The 20,171-nt window shown below is 71.7% G+C and carries 21 protein-coding genes; 8 read left to right on the top strand and 13 right to left on the bottom strand.

Annotated elements, in window-relative coordinates; all coding sequences use genetic code 11:
* Nucleotides 1–7: 7 nt before the first annotated feature.
* Together rho and JKV81_RS29430 are read right to left on the bottom strand one after the other, a co-directional pair.
* Nucleotides 8–1,150, bottom strand: coding sequence for a transcription termination factor Rho (gene rho, locus JKV81_RS29435; RefSeq protein ID WP_236058075.1), 1,143 nt, complete (start codon nt 1,148–1,150; stop codon nt 8–10).
* A gap of 413 nt (nt 1,151–1,563) precedes the next feature.
* Nucleotides 1,564–2,217: a type III effector protein gene (locus tag JKV81_RS29430; RefSeq protein ID WP_129260554.1), complete on the bottom strand. Its 654-nt coding sequence runs from the start codon at nt 2,215–2,217 to the stop codon at nt 1,564–1,566.
* 126 nt (nt 2,218–2,343) lie between these two features.
* Between JKV81_RS29430 and JKV81_RS29425 the strand changes: the two genes are divergently transcribed.
* Both JKV81_RS29425 and JKV81_RS29420 read left to right on the top strand, forming a co-directional pair.
* Nucleotides 2,344–2,775, top strand: coding sequence for an Hsp20/alpha crystallin family protein (locus JKV81_RS29425; RefSeq protein ID WP_129260553.1), 432 nt, complete (start codon nt 2,344–2,346; stop codon nt 2,773–2,775).
* A gap of 166 nt (nt 2,776–2,941) precedes the next feature.
* The gene (locus JKV81_RS29420) at nt 2,942–3,385 is read left to right on the top strand and encodes a DUF2267 domain-containing protein (RefSeq protein ID WP_129260552.1); all 444 of its coding nucleotides are present in this window, start codon (nt 2,942–2,944) and stop codon (nt 3,383–3,385) included.
* A 105-nt stretch (nt 3,386–3,490) separates the two neighbouring features.
* Here JKV81_RS29420 and JKV81_RS29415 read toward each other — a convergent pair whose 3' ends face one another.
* On the bottom strand, nt 3,491–3,886 hold the full coding sequence (locus JKV81_RS29415; protein WP_129260551.1) for a cupin domain-containing protein: 396 nt from the start codon (nt 3,884–3,886) through the stop codon (nt 3,491–3,493).
* 52 nt (nt 3,887–3,938) lie between these two features.
* Here JKV81_RS29415 and JKV81_RS29410 point away from each other — a divergent pair, with 52 nt between their 5' ends.
* Complete coding sequence (locus tag JKV81_RS29410) at nt 3,939–4,931, top strand: helix-turn-helix domain-containing protein (protein ID WP_202078668.1); 993 nt, start codon at nt 3,939–3,941, stop codon at nt 4,929–4,931.
* A gap of 52 nt (nt 4,932–4,983) precedes the next feature.
* Here the strand turns inward: JKV81_RS29410 and JKV81_RS29405 are convergent, their stop codons facing one another.
* Nucleotides 4,984–5,478 carry a MarR family winged helix-turn-helix transcriptional regulator gene (locus JKV81_RS29405; protein ID WP_372444264.1) on the bottom strand — a complete coding sequence of 165 codons (495 nt, stop codon included), beginning with the start codon at nt 5,476–5,478 and terminating at the stop codon, nt 4,984–4,986.
* A 127-nt stretch (nt 5,479–5,605) separates the two neighbouring features.
* Here JKV81_RS29405 and JKV81_RS29400 point away from each other — a divergent pair, with 127 nt between their 5' ends.
* On the top strand, nt 5,606–7,096 hold the full coding sequence (locus JKV81_RS29400; protein WP_202078666.1) for an MFS transporter: 1,491 nt from the start codon (nt 5,606–5,608) through the stop codon (nt 7,094–7,096).
* A 27-nt stretch (nt 7,097–7,123) separates the two neighbouring features.
* Here the strand turns inward: JKV81_RS29400 and meaB are convergent, their stop codons facing one another.
* From meaB to JKV81_RS29370, 6 genes are all read right to left on the bottom strand, one after another.
* Entirely contained in the window at nt 7,124–8,119 is a 996-nt protein-coding gene (meaB, locus tag JKV81_RS29395; RefSeq protein ID WP_202078665.1) for a methylmalonyl Co-A mutase-associated GTPase MeaB, read from the bottom strand.
* Between the two features lie 11 nt (nt 8,120–8,130).
* The gene (gene scpA, locus JKV81_RS29390; protein ID WP_129260546.1) at nt 8,131–10,365 is read right to left on the bottom strand and encodes a methylmalonyl-CoA mutase; all 2,235 of its coding nucleotides are present in this window, start codon (nt 10,363–10,365) and stop codon (nt 8,131–8,133) included.
* The gene (mutA, locus tag JKV81_RS29385; protein ID WP_202078663.1) at nt 10,365–12,221 is read right to left on the bottom strand and encodes a methylmalonyl-CoA mutase small subunit; all 1,857 of its coding nucleotides are present in this window, start codon (nt 12,219–12,221) and stop codon (nt 10,365–10,367) included. Before mutA ends, scpA begins: the two co-directional genes overlap by 1 nt.
* Before the next feature lie 163 nt (nt 12,222–12,384).
* On the bottom strand, nt 12,385–14,775 hold the full coding sequence (locus tag JKV81_RS29380) for an ATP-binding cassette domain-containing protein (RefSeq protein WP_129260544.1): 2,391 nt from the start codon (nt 14,773–14,775) through the stop codon (nt 12,385–12,387).
* A gap of 114 nt (nt 14,776–14,889) precedes the next feature.
* Nucleotides 14,890–15,303, bottom strand: a complete 414-nt coding sequence (locus JKV81_RS29375; protein WP_124278742.1) for a VOC family protein — start codon at nt 15,301–15,303, stop codon at nt 14,890–14,892.
* Nucleotides 15,304–15,313: 10 nt separating this feature from the next.
* The gene (locus JKV81_RS29370) at nt 15,314–15,733 is read right to left on the bottom strand and encodes a helix-turn-helix transcriptional regulator (protein ID WP_129260542.1); all 420 of its coding nucleotides are present in this window, start codon (nt 15,731–15,733) and stop codon (nt 15,314–15,316) included.
* A gap of 141 nt (nt 15,734–15,874) precedes the next feature.
* Here JKV81_RS29370 and JKV81_RS29365 point away from each other — a divergent pair, with 141 nt between their 5' ends.
* Nucleotides 15,875–16,366: an SHOCT domain-containing protein gene (locus JKV81_RS29365; protein WP_129260541.1), complete on the top strand. Its 492-nt coding sequence runs from the start codon at nt 15,875–15,877 to the stop codon at nt 16,364–16,366.
* Between the two features lie 108 nt (nt 16,367–16,474).
* Nucleotides 16,475–17,272, top strand: coding sequence for a tyrosine-protein phosphatase (locus tag JKV81_RS29360; RefSeq protein WP_202078661.1), 798 nt, complete (start codon nt 16,475–16,477; stop codon nt 17,270–17,272).
* Nucleotides 17,273–17,350: 78 nt separating this feature from the next.
* Here JKV81_RS29360 and JKV81_RS29355 read toward each other — a convergent pair whose 3' ends face one another.
* Together JKV81_RS29355 and JKV81_RS29350 are read right to left on the bottom strand one after the other, a co-directional pair.
* Entirely contained in the window at nt 17,351–17,842 is a 492-nt protein-coding gene (locus JKV81_RS29355; RefSeq protein WP_236058073.1) for a hypothetical protein, read from the bottom strand.
* Nucleotides 17,839–18,423 carry a hypothetical protein gene (locus tag JKV81_RS29350; RefSeq protein WP_129260540.1) on the bottom strand — a complete coding sequence of 195 codons (585 nt, stop codon included), beginning with the start codon at nt 18,421–18,423 and terminating at the stop codon, nt 17,839–17,841. Before JKV81_RS29350 ends, JKV81_RS29355 begins: the two co-directional genes overlap by 4 nt.
* 227 nt (nt 18,424–18,650) lie before the next feature.
* Between JKV81_RS29350 and JKV81_RS29345 the strand changes: the two genes are divergently transcribed.
* Nucleotides 18,651–19,055, top strand: a complete 405-nt coding sequence (locus tag JKV81_RS29345; protein ID WP_129260539.1) for a DnaJ family domain-containing protein — start codon at nt 18,651–18,653, stop codon at nt 19,053–19,055.
* Nucleotides 19,056–19,100: 45 nt separating this feature from the next.
* On the top strand, nt 19,101–19,610 hold the full coding sequence (locus JKV81_RS29340) for a GNAT family N-acetyltransferase (RefSeq protein ID WP_202078660.1): 510 nt from the start codon (nt 19,101–19,103) through the stop codon (nt 19,608–19,610).
* Nucleotides 19,611–19,664: 54 nt separating this feature from the next.
* Here the strand turns inward: JKV81_RS29340 and JKV81_RS29335 are convergent, their stop codons facing one another.
* Entirely contained in the window at nt 19,665–20,051 is a 387-nt protein-coding gene (locus JKV81_RS29335) for a VOC family protein (protein ID WP_129260537.1), read from the bottom strand.
* Between the last annotated feature and the right edge of the window lie 120 nt (nt 20,052–20,171).

Here is a 20,171-nt window from a genome sequence, read left to right as displayed (position 1 = left end):
CGTGGGGTCACGCGTCGGGGACGGTCTGCTGGACCTGCCGGAGGAAGGCCGCGTTGTCGGGAGTCCTGCGGATCTTCTCCAGCAGCGCTTCGAGCGTGGCCTGGGCGTCCCTCGACCGCAGGGCGCGCCGCAGTCCCCGTACGGCGGCCAGTTCGCCCGCGGGCAGCAGGAGTTCCTCTCGGCGGGTGCCCGAGGGAGTGATGTCGACCGCCGGGAAGATCCGCCGGTCCGCCGAGACCCGGTCGAGGCGGAGCTCCATGTTGCCGGTGCTCTTGAGCTCCTCGAAGAAGTAGTCGTCGGCGCGGGAGCCGGTGTCCACCAGTACGGTCGCCAGGATGGTGAGCGAGCCGCCCTCCTCGGCGAGCCGGGCCGCCCCGAACAGCTTCTTCGGGCCGGTGAGAGCGGCCGCGTCCACGCCGCCGCTCAGCGTGCGGCCGCCGGCACCGGCGTTGTTGTTGTGCGCGCGGCACAGCCGGGTGAGTGAGTCGAGGAGGATCACGACGTCCTGGCCCTGTTCGACCAGGCGCTTGGCGCGTTCCACGGCGAGGTCGGCGAGCGCGATGTGCTCCTTGGCGGGCCGGTCGAAGGTCGAGGCGTACACCTCGCCGCGCACGGAACGGCGCATGTCCGTGACTTCTTCGGGGCGTTCGTCCAGGAGGACCACCATCAGGTGGCACTCGGGATGGTTGACGGCGACCGACGCCGCGATCTGCTGCAGCAGCACGGTCTTGCCGGTCTTCGGCGGCGCGACGATCAGGCCGCGCTGTCCCTTGCCGACGGGCGAGACGAGGTCGATGATCCGAGGAGCGGGGCCCCCGCCCGGCCTCTCCAGACGCAGCCGCTCCCGGGGGTGCAGCGGGGTGAGGTCGCGGAAGTGCGGCCGGCCGCGCAGCTCGTGCGCCGGGCGGCCGTTGACGGATTCGACGCCGTAGAGGGCACGGGGGCGCTCACACGTTCCTTCGACGACATCGCCCTTGCGCAGGGCGTACTGCCGGATGAGTGCGGGCGGCACCTGGACGTCGCGGGGAGAGGGATGGCCACCGTCGGTCCGCAGGACGCCGTGTCCGTTGCCCGTGGTGTCGAGGACACCGACGGTGCGGGCGACGGGCCGGTTCTGCGGGATCACGGGGCGTTCGAGTGTGCTGGTCATGGAGGGGGTCCTTTCGCGGACATGGCGAATGAGAGGTCCGGCGAAGGCAAGGCGGCGGAATCACGCCTCGTACGACGGGCATGAGAAGCCCGGACCGGACGGAAGAAGTGGTGCGAGACGCTGGATCGCCGGTCATCGAGGACGGGCGCAACAGCGGGAGAGAAGCACCGGCGCCCTGAGCGGGCGTTCACGTGTGCTGACCGCAACGTACCACGCGGGGCAGGGGCGGGGGAAGACCTGCGCCCTGGCCGCCCCCAGCTCGCACCGATCTTCACGCCGGACTCGACGGCCGACGACGGATCACCTTCCGGCCCGGCGACGATTCCGGTGTGCGGGGAGCCCGGGGTGCGACCGCGCCGCGTCCGGGGGAGCAGGGCCACGGCCAGGATCCGTGCCCGAGGCCCAGGCCGGCGTCAGCGCGGGTCGTCGTGTCCCGTCCGGCGTGCGGTGAGGCTGTCGGCCTGGGCGGCCAGGTCCGGGTGAGCACCGATCAGGTGAGCTCGGATGGCGGCCAGGGGGGCGATGAGGTCGGCGGGGTCGTCGTGGGCGAGGGCCGCGTGGAGTTCGCCGGCCGGGAGGCCGGCGGCCGGGGGAAGGTCGGTGAGCGCGGTGATCTGGCCGGCGAGACGGCGCAGGTCGGCCGCATTACGGCGGGCCCAGCGGGCGGTGGTGCGGTCGGCGGCGCGCGCCTGCCGGGTGGCCGTCACGCGCTGTTCGCCGGTGGTCCCGGCCGGGCCGGGGCGGCCGCGCAGGTAGCGGCGCTCGGCGGCCTGACGGCTCGCGACGCCGAGGGGGTGGGCGAGCTCGGCCCAGCTGGCGCCCGCGTCACGGGCTGTCTCGATCAGGCCGGTCTCCCAGCCTGCGAGCTGCTCGCGCACCTGCCGCAGCAGCAGCAGGGAGGCCAGTGCCTGCTCCGGGCCGGGGCCGGGAGCCCCAGGGGTGGTCGGAGCCCTGTTCTGAGCCTCGCGCACCGCGTCGTCGATGGCGTCAAGAGCTGCGGCGGCGGCGAGGAACGACGCCGGGCCAGGGGCGTCGGTACGGGGCGAGGACGGCTGGTCGGGCGTCATGGGCACCTCCCTCTCGATGTCACCCGATGGATGACTTAGTGTTTGTCATCGGTTGGATGACATGCTACAACGGATTCAGTGAGGCGCATTGGCGACAAGCCCGAACCCGCTGGAGGTGTTTTCACGATGTTGATGCGCACTGACCCCTTTCGTGAGCTGGACCGGCTGGCCCAGCAGCTGATCGGCCCGGGCACCTGGTCGAAGCCGTCGGCGATGCCGATGGACGCGTACCGCGAGGGCGACGAGTACGTCGTGGCCTTCGACCTTCCCGGCGTCACCGCGGACGCGATCGACATCGACGTCGAGCGGAACATGCTGACGGTCAAGGCCGAGCGCCGGCCGGTGGCGAAGGCCGACGACGTGCAGATGGAGCTGTCCGAGCGGCCTCTGGGCGTCTTCTCCCGCCAGATCGTGCTCGCCGACACCCTCGACACCGAGCACATCGAGGCCGGTTACGACGCGGGCGTGCTCACTCTGCGGATCCCGATCGCCGAGCGCGCCAAGCCCCGCAAGATCTCCGTCGGCGTCGGAGCCGGCCACAAGGAGATCTCCGGCTGAGACCGGCCGGACAGGTGCGGAGGACGGCACCCGATCTCCCCTCGGCCGTCCTCCGTACCCTCCGCGCTGTGCTGTCCGCGGCCGTCGGCACGGCCGGCGAGGACCGCCGCACCGGTGCCACGCACCGGCACATCCCACCCTGGTTCCACGAAAGGCACACACCACAGTGATCACCGACGTGCGCATATCGCTCGAGCACCAGCGGCCGTACGGGACGGCGTACGAGCAGATGCTGGAGAAGGTCCGCTACGAAGGCGCCTACCCCACCCGTGAGAGAGCCGAGGAGGCCGTCCGCCTGGTCCTGGCGGGGCTGGGGCGGCAGCTGACCGGTGACGAGCGCGTCGACCTGGCCGCCTGCCTGCCCCTGGAGGCCGCACGTGTACTGACCGCTCAGGTCCCCGACACGCAGCCGCTGACCGGATGGGCCTTCGTCAAGGACCTCGCCGCCCGTTCCGGCGCTTCCCTGGCCACCACCCGGTGGGACACCGGCTCCGTCTTCGCGGCCGTCTCCGCCCACGCCGGCCCCGACCTCATCACCCGCATCCTCCATCGGCTCCCCACCGGGTACGCCCTGCTGTTCGGCCGCGCCGAACTCGCCCCGGCCACGTAGCCGCACAGCCGGCCGCCGGGCCCGCGACGAGGGGCCTCGCCCGGTCTCTCCGACCGTGCGACACCGGCCGCCACCACGTCGGGTGCCGGCCGGTGCTGCTTCGGGTCAGGTGCCGAGCGCGTGGCCGGTCGTCGAGTCGACGTGCTCCGGGATCTCGTCGTGACGATCGCCCACCGTCGGTGTCCCGGTGGGTTCGAACATGAGGATCGCGGCGCCGGACGGAGCGTACGGCTTGTGCTCCGTGCCTCGGGGGACGGTGAAGACCGACCCCCGAGGGAGCAGGACCGTGCGCTCCCCCTCGGGCTCGCGCAAGGAGATGTGCAGCTCTCCGTCGAGTACCAGGAAGAACTCGTCGGTGTCGTCGTGGACGTGCCAGAGGTGCTCGCCCTCGACCTTGGCGATACGGACGTCGTAGTCGTTGACGCGTGTGACGATACGGGGGCTCCACAAGGCGTCGAACGAGGCCAGAGCCTTGCTGAGGGGGATGGGTTCGCTGCTCATGGGTTCATCCTGAGCCGTTTCGCACGGCCGCCGTGAGTGCTAGGAATTGCACATGGCGAAAGAATCCTCGCACGCGGCTGATGGCCCAGGCGTTCACCGGGTCGTCGTGATCGTCGACGAGAACTCGAACCCCTTCGAGCTCGGCTGTGCGACCGAGATCTTCGGTCTGCGCCGACCCGAGATCGGCCGTGATCTCTACGACTTCGCGCTCTGTTCCTCCGAGCCCCGCACCCTGATGCGGGACGGATTCTTCACGCTCACGGGAGTCGCCGGGCTGGAGGCGGCCGACGCGGCGGACACCTTGATCGTCCCCAACCGGCCGGACATCGAGGTGCCCCGCCGTTCCGCCGTGCTCGATGCCGTCCGCCGGGCACACGCCCGCGGTGCCCGCCTGGTCGGCTTCTGCAGCGGCGCCTTCACGCTGGCCGAGGCCGGAGTCCTCGACGGCCGCCGGGCCACCGCGCACTGGCAGTGGGCGGACGCCTTCCGGGCCCGCTTCCCCTCGGTCCGGCTCGAGGAGGACGTGCTGTTCGTGGATGACGGGGACATCCTCACCGCGGCCGGGAGTGCGGCCGCACTCGACCTCGGGCTGCATGTGGTCCGCAGCGACCACGGCGCGGAGGTCGCCAACTCCGTGAGCCGGCGGCTGGTCTTCGCGGCGCACCGGGACGGTGGGCAGCGGCAGTTCGTGGAGCGTCCCATGCCCGACCTGCCGGACGAGTCCCTGGCGCCGGTCCTGGCCTGGGCTCAGGAGCGGCTGCACTCACCGCTCACCGTGTCCGCCCTCGCGACGCGTGCGGCGGTCAGTCCGGCGACGCTGCACCGCCGCTTCCGGGCGCAACTGGGCACGACGCCACTGGCGTGGCTGACGGGGGAACGGCTGGCCCTGGCGTGCCGGCTGATCGAGCGGGGCGAGTCCCGGTTCGAGGTCGTCGCGCGACGCAGCGGGCTCGGCACCGCCGCCAATCTGCGCACACTGATGCGCCGCGGGACCGGCATCACGCCGTCGGCGTACAGGCGACGGTTCGGGCCGGAGGTGAACTGACGGCGGGTTGTTCCCCTTGCCGCGCACCGCAGTCGATGTGTCCGGCCGTGGGTCAGTCGCCGGGGGAGTGCGGCGTCGTCGTACCCCGGTCCGCGAGGTGGGCGTCCATGGTGGAGTTCAGGTCGGTCACGAACGACTCGAACCGTGCCAGGAGGTCCGGCGGGTAGTGCGCCATCGTGGCGTCGAGGCGGTGGGCCAGCGGGCCGAAGAACTCGTCGGCCCGTTCCTGGATGTGCGGGCCGCTGCGCAGGGTGATCACCCGGCGGTCCGAGTGTTCGCGGGTGCGGGTGATGTGCCCCGCGGTTTCGAGGCGGTTCAGGAGCGCGGTGGTGGCGCCCGTGGACAGGGCGATCCGCTCGCTCAGCCGTGCCGGTGACAGCGGCGTGCCGCGCTCCTCGGCGGCGGCGATCTCCAGCACCGCGGTCGCGTCGGTGGAGTGCAGGCCCAGCCAGGCGGCGAAGCGGCGGCTGAGCTCGGCGTAGTGGCCGCCGTAGGCGCGCAGCCCTTCCATCAGCCGCTCGCGCTGTGCCGCCACACCGTCCCGCATCGCGTCCTCCATGGGAGGTCTGCCGCCCTTCTCTCCGCCGTGCGCTCCGCGTCGGCGGCCCGCTTTGACAACCTATCGCGATCGATTTAGCTTCATGGTGGAATAACTTTACGATGGAGGTATTGACGTGCGCAACCCGACCCCCACCACCGACGGGACCACCGGGCCCTACCGATGGCGGTGGCTGATCCTGGTGGTCATGCTCGTCGCGGAGATCATGGACCTCCTGGACGCCTCGATCGTCAACGTCGCCGGACCGGAGCTGGAGAAGTCTCTCGGCGCGAGCTCCGTCGGCCTCCAGTGGGTGATCGGCGGTTACGCCCTCACCCTGGGAGCCGGGCTCGTGCTCGGAGGCCGGCTCGGTGACCGCTACGGGCGGCGCAGCATGTTCCTGATCGGCCTGAGCGCCTTCACCGTCACCTCGCTGCTGTGCGCGCTGGCCCCGGACATCACCTCGCTGATCGTCTTCCGGCTGCTGCAGGGCGCCGCCGGGGCGATGCTCCTGCCGCAGGGCCTCGGCCTGCTGCGGGAGAACTTCTCCGGGACCGAACTCACCAAGGTCTTCGGGATCTTCGGCCCCGTCCTGGGACTCGGCGGCATCATCGGTCCGGTCCTCGGCGGCTTCCTCATCGAGGGTGACTTCTTCGGCCTGGGCTGGCGCTCGGTGTTCCTGGTCAACCTGCCCATCGGGCTCGCCGCCCTGGTGACCGCCGCCAGGTGTGTACCGAAGAAGGCCGGCGACCGTACGGTGAGTGTCGACATGGGCGGTGCCGCGCTGGTCGCGGCGTCCTGCGCGCTCCTCGTCCTGCCGCTGAACCAGGGACAGGAGGACGGCTGGCCGCTGTGGACCTGGCTGTGCATGGCCGCCTCCGCCCTCGGATTCGCCCTGTTCGCGCTGCAGCAGCGCCGCAGGTCCGCGGTCGGCCGGCAACCGCTCGTCACCCCCGGCCTGCTGCGCAAGCCCGCCTTCGCCGTCGGGCTCGGCGGCATCGCCCTGTTCTTCGCCGGGCTCGTCGGCACGCAGCTCGTGCTGACCCTCTACCTGCAGATCGGTCGGCACTTCACCGCCGGTGAGGCGGGACTAGGGAACCTGCCGCTCGCGGTGGGCACGGCGATCGGCGGAGCCGTCAGCGGCGCCTTCCTCGCCGACCGGATCGGCCGCAAGGTCCTCCAGATCGGCCCGCTGGTCCAGCTCGCCGGGGCGGCCCTCCTCTGGTTCGAGCTGAACGGCCTCACCGCGGACGCGTTCTCCGTCGCGGACATCGCCCCGGGCATCGCCGTCTCCGGCATCGGCGCGGGCATGGTCATCGCCGCCCTGTTCAGCTTCGTCCTGGCCGCCGTCGACGACGACGAGATCGGCTCCGCCTCCGGGGTCCTGTCCGCGGTCCAGTCCATCGGCGGCTCCATCGGCGTCGCCGTCCTCGGTTCCGTGTTCTTCGCCGAAGTCAGGACCGGCGACTTCACCGGCGGGTTCCACCGCGCGCTCATCGTCCAGGCGTGCCTGCTGACCGCGTTCCTCGCCCTGACCTTCCTGCTGCCCCGGCAGGGACGCCCCGACGACGAGCAGCACGGCGTCACCGCCGACGCCCCCGAGGCGACCCGGCACGCCCCCGTGTGATCCCGGGGCCCCGGGGCAGGGCAGCCCTCAGCCGTCCCCGCGGAACGCCCGCAGGATCTCCCCGGCGGCCAGCGTGGCCGTCAGCTCGCCCTCACGGACCCGCTGTTCGAGCTCCGGGGTGAGCGAACGCACCGCGGGATGGCCGCGCAGGCTGTCCAGCAGCTCGTCGCGGACCATCGCCCACGTCCAGTCCACCTGCTGCTCACGGCGCTTGGCCGCCAGCCTCCCGGTGGACTCCAGGAGCGTACGGTGCTGCTCCAGCCGCTCCCACAGGGCGTCCAGGCCGGTCGACTCCCTCGCGCTGCAGGTCAGCACCGGGGGAGTCCAGGCCGCGTCCACCGGGTGCATCAGCCGCAGCGCGCCCGCCAGTTCACGGGCCGCGGAACGGGCGTCCCGCTCATGGGGACCGTCGGCCTTGTTGACCGCGATGGCGTCGGCCAGCTCCAGGACACCCTTCTTGATGCCCTGCAGCTGGTCGCCCGTACGCGCCAGGGTGAGCAGCAGGAAGGTGTCGACCATGTTGGCGACCGCCGTCTCCGACTGCCCGACGCCGACGGTCTCCACCAGCACCACGTCGTAACCGGCGGCCTCCATCACCACGATCGACTCGCGGGTCGCCTTGGCCACGCCGCCGAGGGTCCCTGCGGTGGGGGAGGGCCGTACGAAGGCCCGCGCGTCCACCGCCAGCCGCTCCATCCGGGTCTTGTCACCCAGGATGGAGCCGCCCGTACGGCTCGACGACGGGTCCACGGCCAGCACGGCGACCCGGTGCCCGAGCCCCGTCAGCAGCGTGCCCAGCGCGTCGATGAACGTGGACTTGCCCACGCCCGGCACCCCGCTGATCCCGATGCGCCGCGCCCGCCCCGAACGGGGCAGCAGCTCGGTCAGCAGCCGCTGCGCCAGCACCCGGTGGTCGGGGCGGCCCGACTCCACGAGCGTGATCGCACGGGCCACGAACGCGCGCTTCCCGTCGAGCACGCCCTTGACGTACGCGTCGATGTCGATGCTGCTCCTCGCCGCCATCCGTCAGCGGCTCACAGCTCGTGGCCGAGCGCGGCACCGAGCCGCGTGACCAGGTCGTGCGCGGCGTCCGGGATGACGGTGCCGGGCGGGAACACCGCCGCGGCCCCCGCCTCGTGGAGCGCCTCGATGTCCTGCGGCGGAATCACCCCGCCCACCACGATCATGATGTCCTCCCGGCCCTCGGCGGCCAGCTCCTCACGCAGCGCGGGCACGAGCGTGAGGTGGCCGGCGGCGAGCGAGGAGACGCCCACGATGTGCACGTCCGCCTCGACCGCCTGCCGGGCGACCTCGCCCGGCGTCTGGAACAGCGGGCCGACGTCGACGTCGAAGCCCAGGTCGGCGAAGGCGGTGGCGATCACCTTCTGGCCGCGGTCGTGGCCGTCCTGGCCCATCTTGGCGACGAGAATGCGCGGACGCCGTCCCTCCGCCTCCTCGAAGCCGTCGACCAGGGTGCGGGTGCGGTCCACGGACGGGGACTCTCCTGCCTCTTTGCGGTACACCCCGGAGATCGTACGGATCTGGCCCGCGTGCCGGCCGTACACCTTCTCCAGCGCGTCCGAGATCTCGCCGACCGTGGCCATGGCCCGGGCGGCGTCCACGGCCAGCGCCAGCAGATTGCCTTCCAGCCCCGGCCCGGGTTCCCGCTCCGCCGCCGCGGTCAGGGCGCGCAGCGCGTCCTGGCATGCCTGCTCGTCGCGCTCCTCGCGCAGCCGGCGCAGCTTCTCGATCTGCTGGGTGCGCACCGAGGAGTTGTCGACCTTGAGCACATCGATCTTCTCGTCGGTCTCCACCCGGTACTTGTTCACGCCGATGACGGGCTGGCGCCCCGCGTCGATCCGCGCCTGCGTACGGGCCGCGGCCTCCTCGATGCGGAGCTTGGGGATGCCCGCGTCGATGGCCTTGGCCATGCCGCCGGCCGCCTCGACCTCCTCGATGTGCTGCCAGGCCCGACGCGCCAGGTCGTGGGTGAGCTTCTCGACGTACGCGCTTCCGCCCCACGGGTCGATGACCCGGCAGGTACCGGACTCCTGCTGGAGCAGCAGCTGGGTGTTACGGGCGATCCGCGCGGAGAAGTCGGTGGGCAGGGCCAGTGCCTCGTCGAGGGCGTTGGTGTGCAGCGACTGGGTGTGGCCCTGGGTCGCCGCCATCGCCTCGACACAGGTGCGCGTGACGTTGTTGAACACGTCCTGCGCGGTCAGGGACCAGCCGGAGGTCTGCGAATGGGTGCGCAGCGAGAGCGACTTGGCGTTCTTCGGCCCGAACTCCCTGACCAGCTTCGCCCACAGCAGCCGCGCCGCCCGCAGCTTCGCGATCTCCATGAAGAAGTTCATGCCGATCGCCCAGAAGAACGACAACCGGGGCGCGAACGCGTCGACGTCCAGGCCCGCCGCCTGCCCGGCCCGCAGATACTCCACTCCGTCGGCCAGGGTGTAGGCGAGCTCCAGATCAGCCGTGGCACCCGCTTCCTGGATGTGGTAGCCGGAGATCGAGATCGAGTTGTAGCGGGGCATCTTCTGCGAGGTGAACGCGAAGATGTCCGAGATGATCCGCATCGAGGGGGCGGGCGGATAGATGTAGGTGTTGCGGACCATGAACTCCTTGAGGATGTCGTTCTGGATGGTCCCGGCCAGCTTCTCGGGGGCGACCCCCTGCTCCTCGGCCGCCACGATGTACAGGGCGAGCACCGGCAGCACCGCGCCGTTCATCGTCATCGACACCGACATCCGGTCCAGCGGGATGCCGTCGAAGAGCTGACGCATGTCGTAGATCGAGTCGATCGCCACGCCCGCCATGCCGACGTCACCCGTCACCCGGGGGTGGTCGCTGTCGTAGCCGCGGTGGGTGGGCAGGTCGAACGCGATGGACAGGCCCTTCTGCCCGGCCGCGAGGTTGCGCCGGTAGAAGGCGTTGGACTCCTCGGCCGTGGAGAACCCGGCGTACTGACGGATCGTCCAGGGCTGGTTCACGTACATCGTCGGATACGGACCGCGCGCGTACGGCGCGATGCCCGGGTACGTCCCGAGGAAGTCCAGCCCCTCCAGATCACGCCCGGTGTACAGCGGCTTGACCTCGATGCCCTCCGGCGTCTCCCAGAGCAGCTCGTCCTCGGAGCGGCCGGCCGACTCCTTCACCGCGGCGTGCCACTGGTCCTCGGAGACCGACTCGGGGGCCTCACCGGTCAGCGGTACGTCGGAGAAGTCCGGCACGGGGGTCCCGGAGGACACCGTCGTCTCGGGGGTCTGCATCAGGCCACTCCCATGCGGTCGAGTTCGGAGGAGAGGACGGCGACCACGTCGCAGCCGGCGAACACATGGACATCGGCCCCGGTGTACTCGCCCGGCCGCCCCGCCAGGAAGATCTGCTCGGCGCCCGCCGCCCTGAGGGCCGAGGCGACGGCGTCGGCCTGCTCGGCGTAGAGCGTGTCCGAGGAGCAGAGGCACGCGATCCGCGCCCCGCTCGCGGTGAAGGCCGCGGCGGCGGTCGACGCGTCCACGGAGACCGGGTCGTGGACCGGCCGGATGCCGCCGGAGAGGAACAGGTTCGCCGCGAACGACGCCCGGGCCGTGTGCACCGCGGCGGGCCCCAGCGCGGCGAGGAACACCTTCGGCCGGGCGCCCGTGGCCGCGAGGTGCGCGTCCGACCTGGCCCGCAGCGCCTCGAACGCCTCGTCGCGTCTGACCCGGGGCAGCCCGCCCCCTGACGGCGCGTCGGGCACGGGCTCGCGCTCCACGGACCGCTCGTCCAGGGCCGGGAACTCGCTCACCCCGGTCACCGGCTCCTTGCGCCGCGCCAGGTCCTTGCTCCTGGCCGCCCAGGTGGCGGCGAGCCGCTCCTGGACCATGCCGGAGCCGAGCGCGGCCGCCTGACCTCCCGCCCGCTCGACCTCCTGGAAGAACTCCCAGGCGGCAGCAGCGAGTTCATCGGTCAGCCGCTCGACGTACCAGGAGCCGCCCGCCGGGTCCGTGACCCTGGCCAGATGCGACTCCTCCATCAGGATCGTCGAGGTGTTGCGGGCGATCCGCCGGGCGAACGCGTCCGGCAGACCCAGTGCGTGATCGAACGGCAGTACGGTGACGGACTCGGCTCCGCCGACCCCCGCGCCCAGACACGCCAGCGTCGTCCGCAGCATGTTCACCCACGGGTCACGCCGCGTCATCATCACCGAGGAGGTCACGGCGTGCTGCCGCTGCGCCCCGGCGCCCGGAGCCCCGCAGGCCTCGGCGACCCGGGCCCACAGCCGGCGGGCCGCCCGCAGCTTCGCGATCGTCAGGAACTGGTCGGCCGTCGCGGCGTAACGGAACTCCAGCTGCGCGCACGCCTCCTCGACGGAGAGCCCCGCCGCCGTCAGCGCGCGCAGACAGGCGACACCGGTGGCCAGCGAGAGACCCAGCTCCTCGGCCGCGGAGCCGCCCGCCTCGTGGTACGGCAGCGCGTCCACGGCCAGGGCGCGCAGGCCCGGGTACTCGCGGGAGCAGAGCCGCGCCCAGTGGACGGCGGACTCCCATTCCGGCTCCGTGCCCGTGCGCGCGGCCTGCCCGAGCGGATCCACCCCGAGGCTGCCGCGCGCGGACTCCTTCGCGATGCCGCGGGCCTCGTAGAGCCCGAGCAGTTCGCGGACGGCCGGCCCGGGATCGGCGCCCGCGTCGAGCACCACGGGCGCCAGGTCGAGATAGACGCCCTCCAGCGCGCGGGCCAGGCCGGAGACCGGAACCCCGCCGGGCCCGCCGACGGCCAGCCAGAGGGAGGTGACGCCGTTCTCCAGATCGCCGAGCAGGGCCTCGTTGAGGCGCACGGGATCCGTCAGCGCGTGACGCTGGCGTACGTCCCAGCCGTCCGTGGTGTTCCCCGTGGCCCTGCTGCCCCGGGTGAAGGGCGCGAAGCCGGGCAGGCCGGGGTCCGCGGACGTGTCGGCGGAGGTGTACAGAGGGCGGACTGTGAGCCCGTCCCCGAGTGCGGTGGACAGCGCTTCCTCGGCGGCCGGCCCCGTGACGTCCTTGCCGGACCTGCGCAGTACGCCTTCGACAAGGCTCTGCCACTGGTCGTGGGAAGGGTCGGGGAACTCGGCGGCCAGGGAAAACCCGTCAGCAGGCTGGACCGTCATGCTCAGATGCTAGGTCAGCGCTCTGACGAGCAGCAGGGCCACCGGCTGTGACCTTGCACTCTCCGAAATGTGCCGGATGCGCTGGGTGGACCGCCCTTGTCCGTGGATCATGACCGGTGGCGGGACCCGACACCGTGACACCGTCAGGCGCCGGGCCCCTCCGTCAGGCGCCGACGTAGGCCGCCAGATGCTCCCCGGTCAGGGTGGAGCCGTCGGCCACGAGGTCGGCCGGGGTGCCCTCGAAGACGATCCGGCCCCCGTCGTGGCCCGCCCCCGGCCCCAGGTCGATGATCCAGTCCGCGTGCGCCATGACCGCCTGGTGGTGCTCGACGACGATCACCGACTTGCCGGAGTCGACGAGGCGGTCGAGCAGGCCGAGCAACTGCCGGACATCGGCGAGATGGAGACCGGCCGTCGGCTCGTCGAGGACGTAGACCCCGCCCTTCTCCGTCATATGGGTGGCCAGCTTGAGCCGCTGCCGCTCACCGCCGGACAGGGTGGTCAGCGGCTGGCCCAGGCGGAGATAGCCGAGCCCCACGTCGGCGAGGTGGCCGAGGATGCGGTGCGCGGCCGGCGTACGCGCCTCGCCCGCCCCGAAGAACTCCTCGGCCTCGGCCACCGACATCGCGAGGACCTCGCTGATGTCACGGCCGCCCAGGTGGTATTCGAGGACGGACGAGTCGAACCGCTTCCCCTCGCAGTCCTCACAGGTCGTCGAGGTCCCGGCCATCATCCCCAGGTCGGTGAAGATGACGCCCGCACCGTTGCACGTGGGGCACGCCCCCTCGGAATTGGCGCTGAACAGCGCGGGCTTCACCCCGTTGGCCTTGGCGAACGCCTTGCGGATCGGATCGAGCAGTCCGGTGTACGTCGCCGGGTTGCTGCGCCGCGACCCCTTGATCGGGCTCTGGTCGACCGACACCACGTTCTCGCCGGCCGGGACCGACCCGTGCACCAGCGAACTCTTGCCGGAACCGGCGACCCCGGTGACGACGGCCAGGACCCCGAGCGGGATGTCCACGTCGACGTCCCGCAGGTTGTGGGCCGACGCGCCGCGGATCTCCAGCGCGCCGGTCGGCTTGCGCACCGACTCCTTGAGCGTGGCCCGGTCGTCGAAGTGACGGCCGGTCACGGTGTCGCCCGCCCGCAGCCCCTCGACGGTGCCCTCGAAACAGACGGTGCCGCCCTCGGAACCCGCCCCGGGCCCGAGATCGACGATGTGGTCCGCGATGGCGATCGTCTCCGGCTTGTGCTCCACCACGAGCACCGTGTTGCCCTTGTCCCGGAGCCGCAGCAGCAGGTTGTTCATCCGCTGGATGTCGTGCGGGTGGAGACCGATGGTGGGCTCGTCGAAGACATAGGTGATGTCGGTGAGCGAGGAACCCAGGTGCCGGACCATCTTGACGCGCTGCGCCTCACCGCCGGAGAGTGTCCCCGCCGGCCGGTCCAGCGAGAGATAGCCCAGGCCGATCTCCTCGAACGAGTCGAGGGTCTGCTGAAGCGCGGTGAGCAGCGGCGCCACCGAGGGCTCGTCGAGGCCGCGCACCCACTCGGCCAGGTTGCGGATCTCCATCGCACAGGCGTCGGCGATGCTGACCCGCCCGATCTTCGACGACCGGGCGCCCTCGCTGAGCCGGGTGCCGTCGCACTCGGGACAGGTGGTGAAGGTGACCGCACGCTCCACGAACGCCCGGATGTGAGGCTGCATCGCCTCCTTGTCCTTGGACAGGAAGGACTTCTGGATCTTCGGGATCAGCCCCTCGTAGGTGAGGTTGACGCCGTTGACCTTGACCTTGACCGGTTCCCCGAAGAGAAAGGCCTGCAGTTCCTTCTTGGTGTACGCGCGGATCGGCTTGTCCGGGTCGACGAAGCCCGACTGCGCGTAGACCTGCACGGTCCACTGGCTGTCGGACTTCCAGCCGGGGATGGTGAACGCGCCCTCGGCGAGCGACTTGGAGTCGTCGTAGAGCTGGGTCAGGTCGATGTCCGAGACCGAGCCGCGGCCCTCGCAGCGCGTGCACATCCCACCGGTGCGGTTGAAGGTCGCCTTGACCGTCCTGGTCTTCGCCGCGCCGCGCTCCACGGTGATCCCGCCGCTCGCCCGGACCGACGCGGTGTTGAAGGAGTACGCGCCGGGCGGGCCGATATGCGGCTTGCCGAGCCGGCTGAAGAGGATGCGCAGCATCGCGTTGGCATCGGTGGCGGTCCCGACCGTGGAACGGGGGTCGGCGCCCATCCGCTGCTGGTCGACGGTGATCGCGGTCGTCAGCCCTTCGAGGACGTCGACCTCGGGCCGCGCGAGCGTCGGCATGAAGCCCTGGACGAAGGTGCTGTACGTCTCGTTGATCATCCGCTGCGACTCGGCGGCGATCGTGCTGAACACCAGCGAGCTCTTTCCCGAGCCGGAGACGCCGGTGAACACCGTCAGCCGGCGCTTCGGGATCTCTACGCTGACGTCCTTGAGGTTGTTCACACGCGCGCCGTGCACGCGGATCAGGTCGTGGCTGTCGGAAGCATGCAGCGTGGGCGACTGCCTGTCCGTCCTCGTGGCCATGCTGGTGGTTTCTCCATCTGTCACGCGGGCCGCCTGCGCGTCCGCCGTCGGCGTCACCGCATGCGGCGGCGACGGTCGTTGTCTACCAGAGCGACGGTCCCGTCCGGGGCGGAATCAGCGTCGGGGCTGGTTGAAGCGCAGCATGTTGCCGGCGGGATCGCGGAAGGCGCAGTCACGCACCCCGTAGGGCTGGTCGACCGGCTCCTGGAGCACCTCGCCGCCCGCCGCGCGGATGCGCTCGAAGGTGGCGTCGCAGTCGTCGGTGCTGAAGATGACGCCGCGCAGCAGCCCCTTGGCCAGCAGTTCCGCCATCGTCGCCTTGTCGGCGGGGGAGGCGTTCGGGTCGGCGAGCGGCGGCTCCAAAACGATCTCCACACCCGGCTGCGACGGCGAGCCGACGGTCACCCAGCGCATCCCCTCGAACCCGACGTCGTTGCGCACCTCCAGGCCGAGGACGTCCCGGTAGAAGGCCAGCGCCTTGTCATGGTCGTCGACGGCGATGAAGCACGTCGAAAGGTTGATCTCCATGCGCATCACGCTACGGGCGGCGGTTGGCTTTCGCTTCTCCATTCCTGACCGGTCGCGTGTGGATCTTGGCGACACACGGCGGGACGGCGGCGCCCGCGTCATGGGCGCGGCCCCGGTAGGAGCTCGGGCTCTCGCCGACGAGCTCGGTGAACCGCGAGCTGAACGACCCCAGCGAGGTGCAGCCGACCTCGAAGCAGACCTCCGTGACCGTGAGGTCACCGCGCCGCAGCAAGGCCTTCGCCCGCTCGATGCGGCGCGTCATCAGGTAGCTGTACGGCGTCTCCCCGTACGCGGCGCGGAAGCTGCGGGAGAAATGGCCCGGCGACATCAGGGCGGACCGGGCCAGCGCCGCGACGTCGAGCGGCTCGGCGTAGTCGCGGTCCATCCGGTCACGGGCCCGGCGCAGCCGGACGAGATCCTCCAGCGTCACACCACCACCATCCCACGGCGGGACCGCTGACGGGCGGGCCTCTCCGCCCCTGTCGCTTCTGCCATCTCTTTTCACAGTGCGTAACGGATTGTCCGAAGTTAAGCTGCTGTCGATCCAGAACCGCAAGGGAAGGGGCGCACCGTGGCCGTGGGACCCGTGGAGTACCTCGTCGTCACCTTTCCCGGCGGCCGTTTCGCCGACGCGATCGCGCCCGTACTGGCCGACGCCGTCGCGTCCGAGGCGGTACGCATCCTCGACCTGGCGTTCGCCCGGAGAGCGGGCGGGACCCTCGAATACGTCGAGCTGCGGGAGATGGACCCCCAGGGGCTGGTGTCGTTCGATCCACCGGACGACCTGCCCCCCGGGATGCCGCGGATCACCGGCCTCGACGTCCTGGAACAGCTGTCCGAGGAGAGCTCCGCCGCGCTGATCGTGTGGGAGGACCTCTGGTCGGTGCCCCTCACCCGTGCGGTCCAGGAGGCGGGTGGCCAACTCCTGGCGCACGAGCGCGTCCCGGCGGACGGCGGGGACGACGTCATCACCCTGCTCGAGAGGCTCGCCGACCTGAAGCAGCGGGGTGTCCTCAGCGACGCGGAGTTCGCCGCGCAGAAGGCAAGGATTCTCGCCGACTGATCCCCACGGGCGTCCGGTGCCCGGTACCTCACGTTCCCTTTGTCGATATTCGCACGCCGTGCGACGTTGATTCCGACCTGCAGTCTGTCGGGAAAGAGGCAGTTCATCGTGCAGACCGCCCGGGCCGTCCCCGCATCGACCGTCGTCAACCTGCGCGATCTGGGCGGCATCGCCCTGGGGCGCGACCTCCGCCTGCGGCAGGGAATCCTGCTGCGCTCCGGCCAGCTGAGCGAGCTGGACGCCGAGCACGACATGGCGGTGGCCGCCCTCGGCATCCGTACCGTCGTCGATCTGCGTACGGCGGACGAGCGCCGCTGGGCGCCCGACCGGCTGCCCACGGGCGCGAGACTCTTCGTCGCCGACGTCCTCGGGGACAACCCGGGCGTGTCGCCGGCGCGGCTCAAGGCGCTGCTGAGCGACCCGGACGGAGCAGCCCGTCTGCTCGGCGGCGGACGGGCGGAGGAGCTGTTCGCCCAGACGTACCGGAAGATGGTCCTCTCCCCGGGGGCCGCGGCCGCCTACCGCGCCTTCCTGGACACCGCCGCGGACCCGCACGCCAGGCCGCTGCTCTTCCACTGCGCCACGGGCAAGGACAGGACGGGCTGGGCCACGGCACTCCTGCTGATGACGGCGGGTGCCTCGCGTGAGGTCGTACGCGCCGAGTTCCTCGCGGTGAACCACGCGGTGCGCGCCGCCTTCGGGCCCGCCGTACGGCGCTTCCTCGACGAGGGCGGGGACCCGGACATCGCGTCCGCGGTCATCGAGGCACGGCCCCGGTACCTCGAGGCGGCCCTGGACGCGGTGGACGAGCGCTGGGGCGGACTCGACGGCTATCTGACCAAGGCGCTGCGCCTGCCCCCGGCCGTGGCCGAGCGGCTGCGCGCCGACCTCGTCCTCCCGGCCTGAGCGGCCGCTCCGGACGCGGGCCGGCCCGGTGCCGCGTCCAGGGACGTGGCACCGGGCCGGTGTGCGGCGGCTCGCCGCTCAGATCCTCAGCAACTGCTCACTGAGGTCGCGGTAGCGCTGGAGCGCGATCCGCAGCTCCTCCGTCTGTGCTTCGGTGTCCTGCTCCTGCCAGCTCGCGCGCAGGACGCGCCTGCGTTCCGCGAGGGCCTCGGTCAGGCCCGAGACGATCTCGTCGAACGTGCTGTCCGCCTCCTCGACCGCCCTGCGGGGGCTCTCGACGAAGTCGGTGACCGCCTGCTGCATCCGCAGCGAGAGCGCGTCCTGGGCGCCGCGCGGGACCAGGGGCCCGCCGGTGCCGTCAGCCTCGTGCGGGCCGTTCCGTCCGGCCGGCGGCGGAGCGGGGGCCGCCGTTCGCGGGGCGGGCGGCACGCTGAGATCGCCGGGCCCCCCGCTCCTGGTCTCACGGATCCCGCTGTCCCCGGGGAGCCTCTCGGCTGCCTCCCGGGGCTCCGTCCGCCGGGGCTCGGCGCCGGAGAGGGGTTCGGTCGTGTGTGCGGTGGGGTGGGTCATGCCGCTGCACTGCCTTTCGTCTCGTGCCGGTCGGTCCGGTCGGTCCGGTCCGGCTCGCCGGGTGCGTCCGCGAGTAGTACGTCGAAGAGCGCCCGGGACTCGATCAGGGCCTTCCGCATCTCCTCCGTACCGCCCTGGCCGCGCACGGCCGTGTGCACCCTGCGGTAGCCGTCGACCTGCTCTGCGTGGTGGACGGAGAGGGCCGCCGTCTGCTCCTCGAAGCTGTCACCGCCGGGGAAGCCCCGGTCCCGGGCCAGCTGTGCCAGGAGCGCGTCGGCCTCGACGACCGCGTCCCTGGGGGAGTCGATGAACTGCTCCTGCACCTCCGCCCAGCGCCGGGCGTACGCCTCACGGGCCTCCGGCCGCAGCGGCCGCTCCGTCAGGGAGCCGTGCAGCTTCACCCGCTCGGACAGTTCGTGCTCGGCCGCCTTGGTGTCGCCGTCATGACGGGCGACCGTCCGGTCGTACTCGGGTCCGAAGCGGCGGCGCAGCCCCCGTCCACCGGTCCCACGGGAGCGGGCGAGGAGGAGGGCGAGCGCGGCCACCAGGACGACGGCAACGATGATCACCACGGTCGTCATGGCCGACGCTCCCGTCGGCTCGCGGTCGGTGCCTCGTGCTGTTTCACTCTCGTCAACCCCTTCCGTTCCGGGCCCGGTTCGGTGTGTGGGCCGGGCTGTGCGCACCAGGCGTGTTACCCCCCGGGCGCCGTTCATGCGGGCGTGTTCCCGGTAGCCTGGAACGCGCAGGCCCGGACGCCCCGGCCGAACACGGTGCCGTCCGGTACGAGTGGGGAGAGGGGCACGCGGTGACCGAGCGCAAACCCGCAGGGGTCAGCTTCGAGACATGGGTGGACCGGCAGATCCGCGAGGCCGAGGAGCGGGGCGCCTTCGCCGACCTGCCGGGTGCGGGCAAGCCGATCCCCGGTCTCGACCGGCCGTACGACGCGATGTGGTGGATCAAGGCGAAGATGGAGCGTGAGGGGCTGTCGGCGCTCCCGCCCTCGCTGACCCTGCGCAAGGCCGCCGAGGACGCCCGGGATGAGGCGCTCCACGCCCGGTCGGAAGCCGAGGCCCGGCGCGTGCTGACGGAGATCAACGTGCGGATCCGCGAGGCGCTGGCCATGCCGCCGGAGGGCCCGCCACTGAACCTCGAGCCGTTCGACATCGACGCCGTGGTGGCGGAGTGGCACACGAGGCGGAGCGGGCGCTGACCTCCGGGTACGCGCCCCGCACCCGGAGTGCGTAATACTCACCTCATGAGACCGAGGGTTACGGACCGGCACGACGGCGTCCACATCAGGCGGGCCGTCGCACGGGACGCCAAGCGGCTCACCCGTCTGGTCACCGGCTCCCGCGCCTACGAGGGCCCGTACGCGCCGATGGTCGCGGGATACCGGATCGGCCCGGACTACATCGAGGCGCACGCGGTGCACGTGGCCGTGGGCGACGACGGCCGGGTGCTGGGCTTCTACGCGCTGATCCTGTTCCCGCCGGAGCCGCCGGAGCCGCCGGAGCCGCCGGAGCTCGACCTGATGTTCGTCGCGGACGACGTCCAGGGGCGGGGCATCGGGCGGCTCCTCGTCGGGCACCTGCGCGAGGAGGCCCGGCGGGCCGGTGCCGACGCCGTACGCGTGGTCGCGCACCCGCCGGCCGAGGGCTTCTACCGGAGCGTCGGCGCCGAACGCACCGGCACCGTCGCGGCCCGCCCGCCGGCCGTGATGTGGGACCGGCCCGAACTGACCCTGAGGGTCGACGCCGGCCCCTGAGCCGGACGGCCCGGCACGATCACCGATCGCCGGGCCGCCCGTCCGTTCCGGTGCCTAGGACCAGCCGCCGTACGGCCGCGTGATGAGCTCCATCCCGTGGTCGCTGGGATCGGGGAAGTACACCCCGCGTCCGCCGTCGTTGTGGTTGATCTCGCCGGGGTGCTTCCTGTGGGGATCGGCCCAGTACGGGATGGACAGCTCCTGGATGCGGCCGAAAGCGGTGTCGAACTCCGCCTCCGAGATGAGGAACGCGTAGTGCTGCACCGTGATCGATCCGGCGGGAACGGTCGCGAAGTCCAGCGTGACGCCGTTCGCCAGGACCACCGGGATGAACGGTCCCCACTCGGTTCCGACGGTGAGACCCAGGATGTCCGCCAGGAACTCCGCGGACTCGCGGTTGTCCCGGCTGTGAACGATGGTGTGATTCAACTCGACTGACACTGTGGAATGCCTCCAACGGGCATCTCACGGGCTACCTCCACGCCTCACCCGGCCGGTGACCGACGCGCGATGCCGTACTCCGATCCTAGGTGAGTCGTCACGGTGCGTCGAGGCTCGGGC

This window comes from Streptomyces silvae (genome assembly GCF_016745505.1).
Lineage (GTDB): Bacteria > Actinomycetota > Actinomycetes > Streptomycetales > Streptomycetaceae > Streptomyces > Streptomyces silvae.
This window is presented reverse-complemented; position numbering and strand designations above follow the sequence as displayed.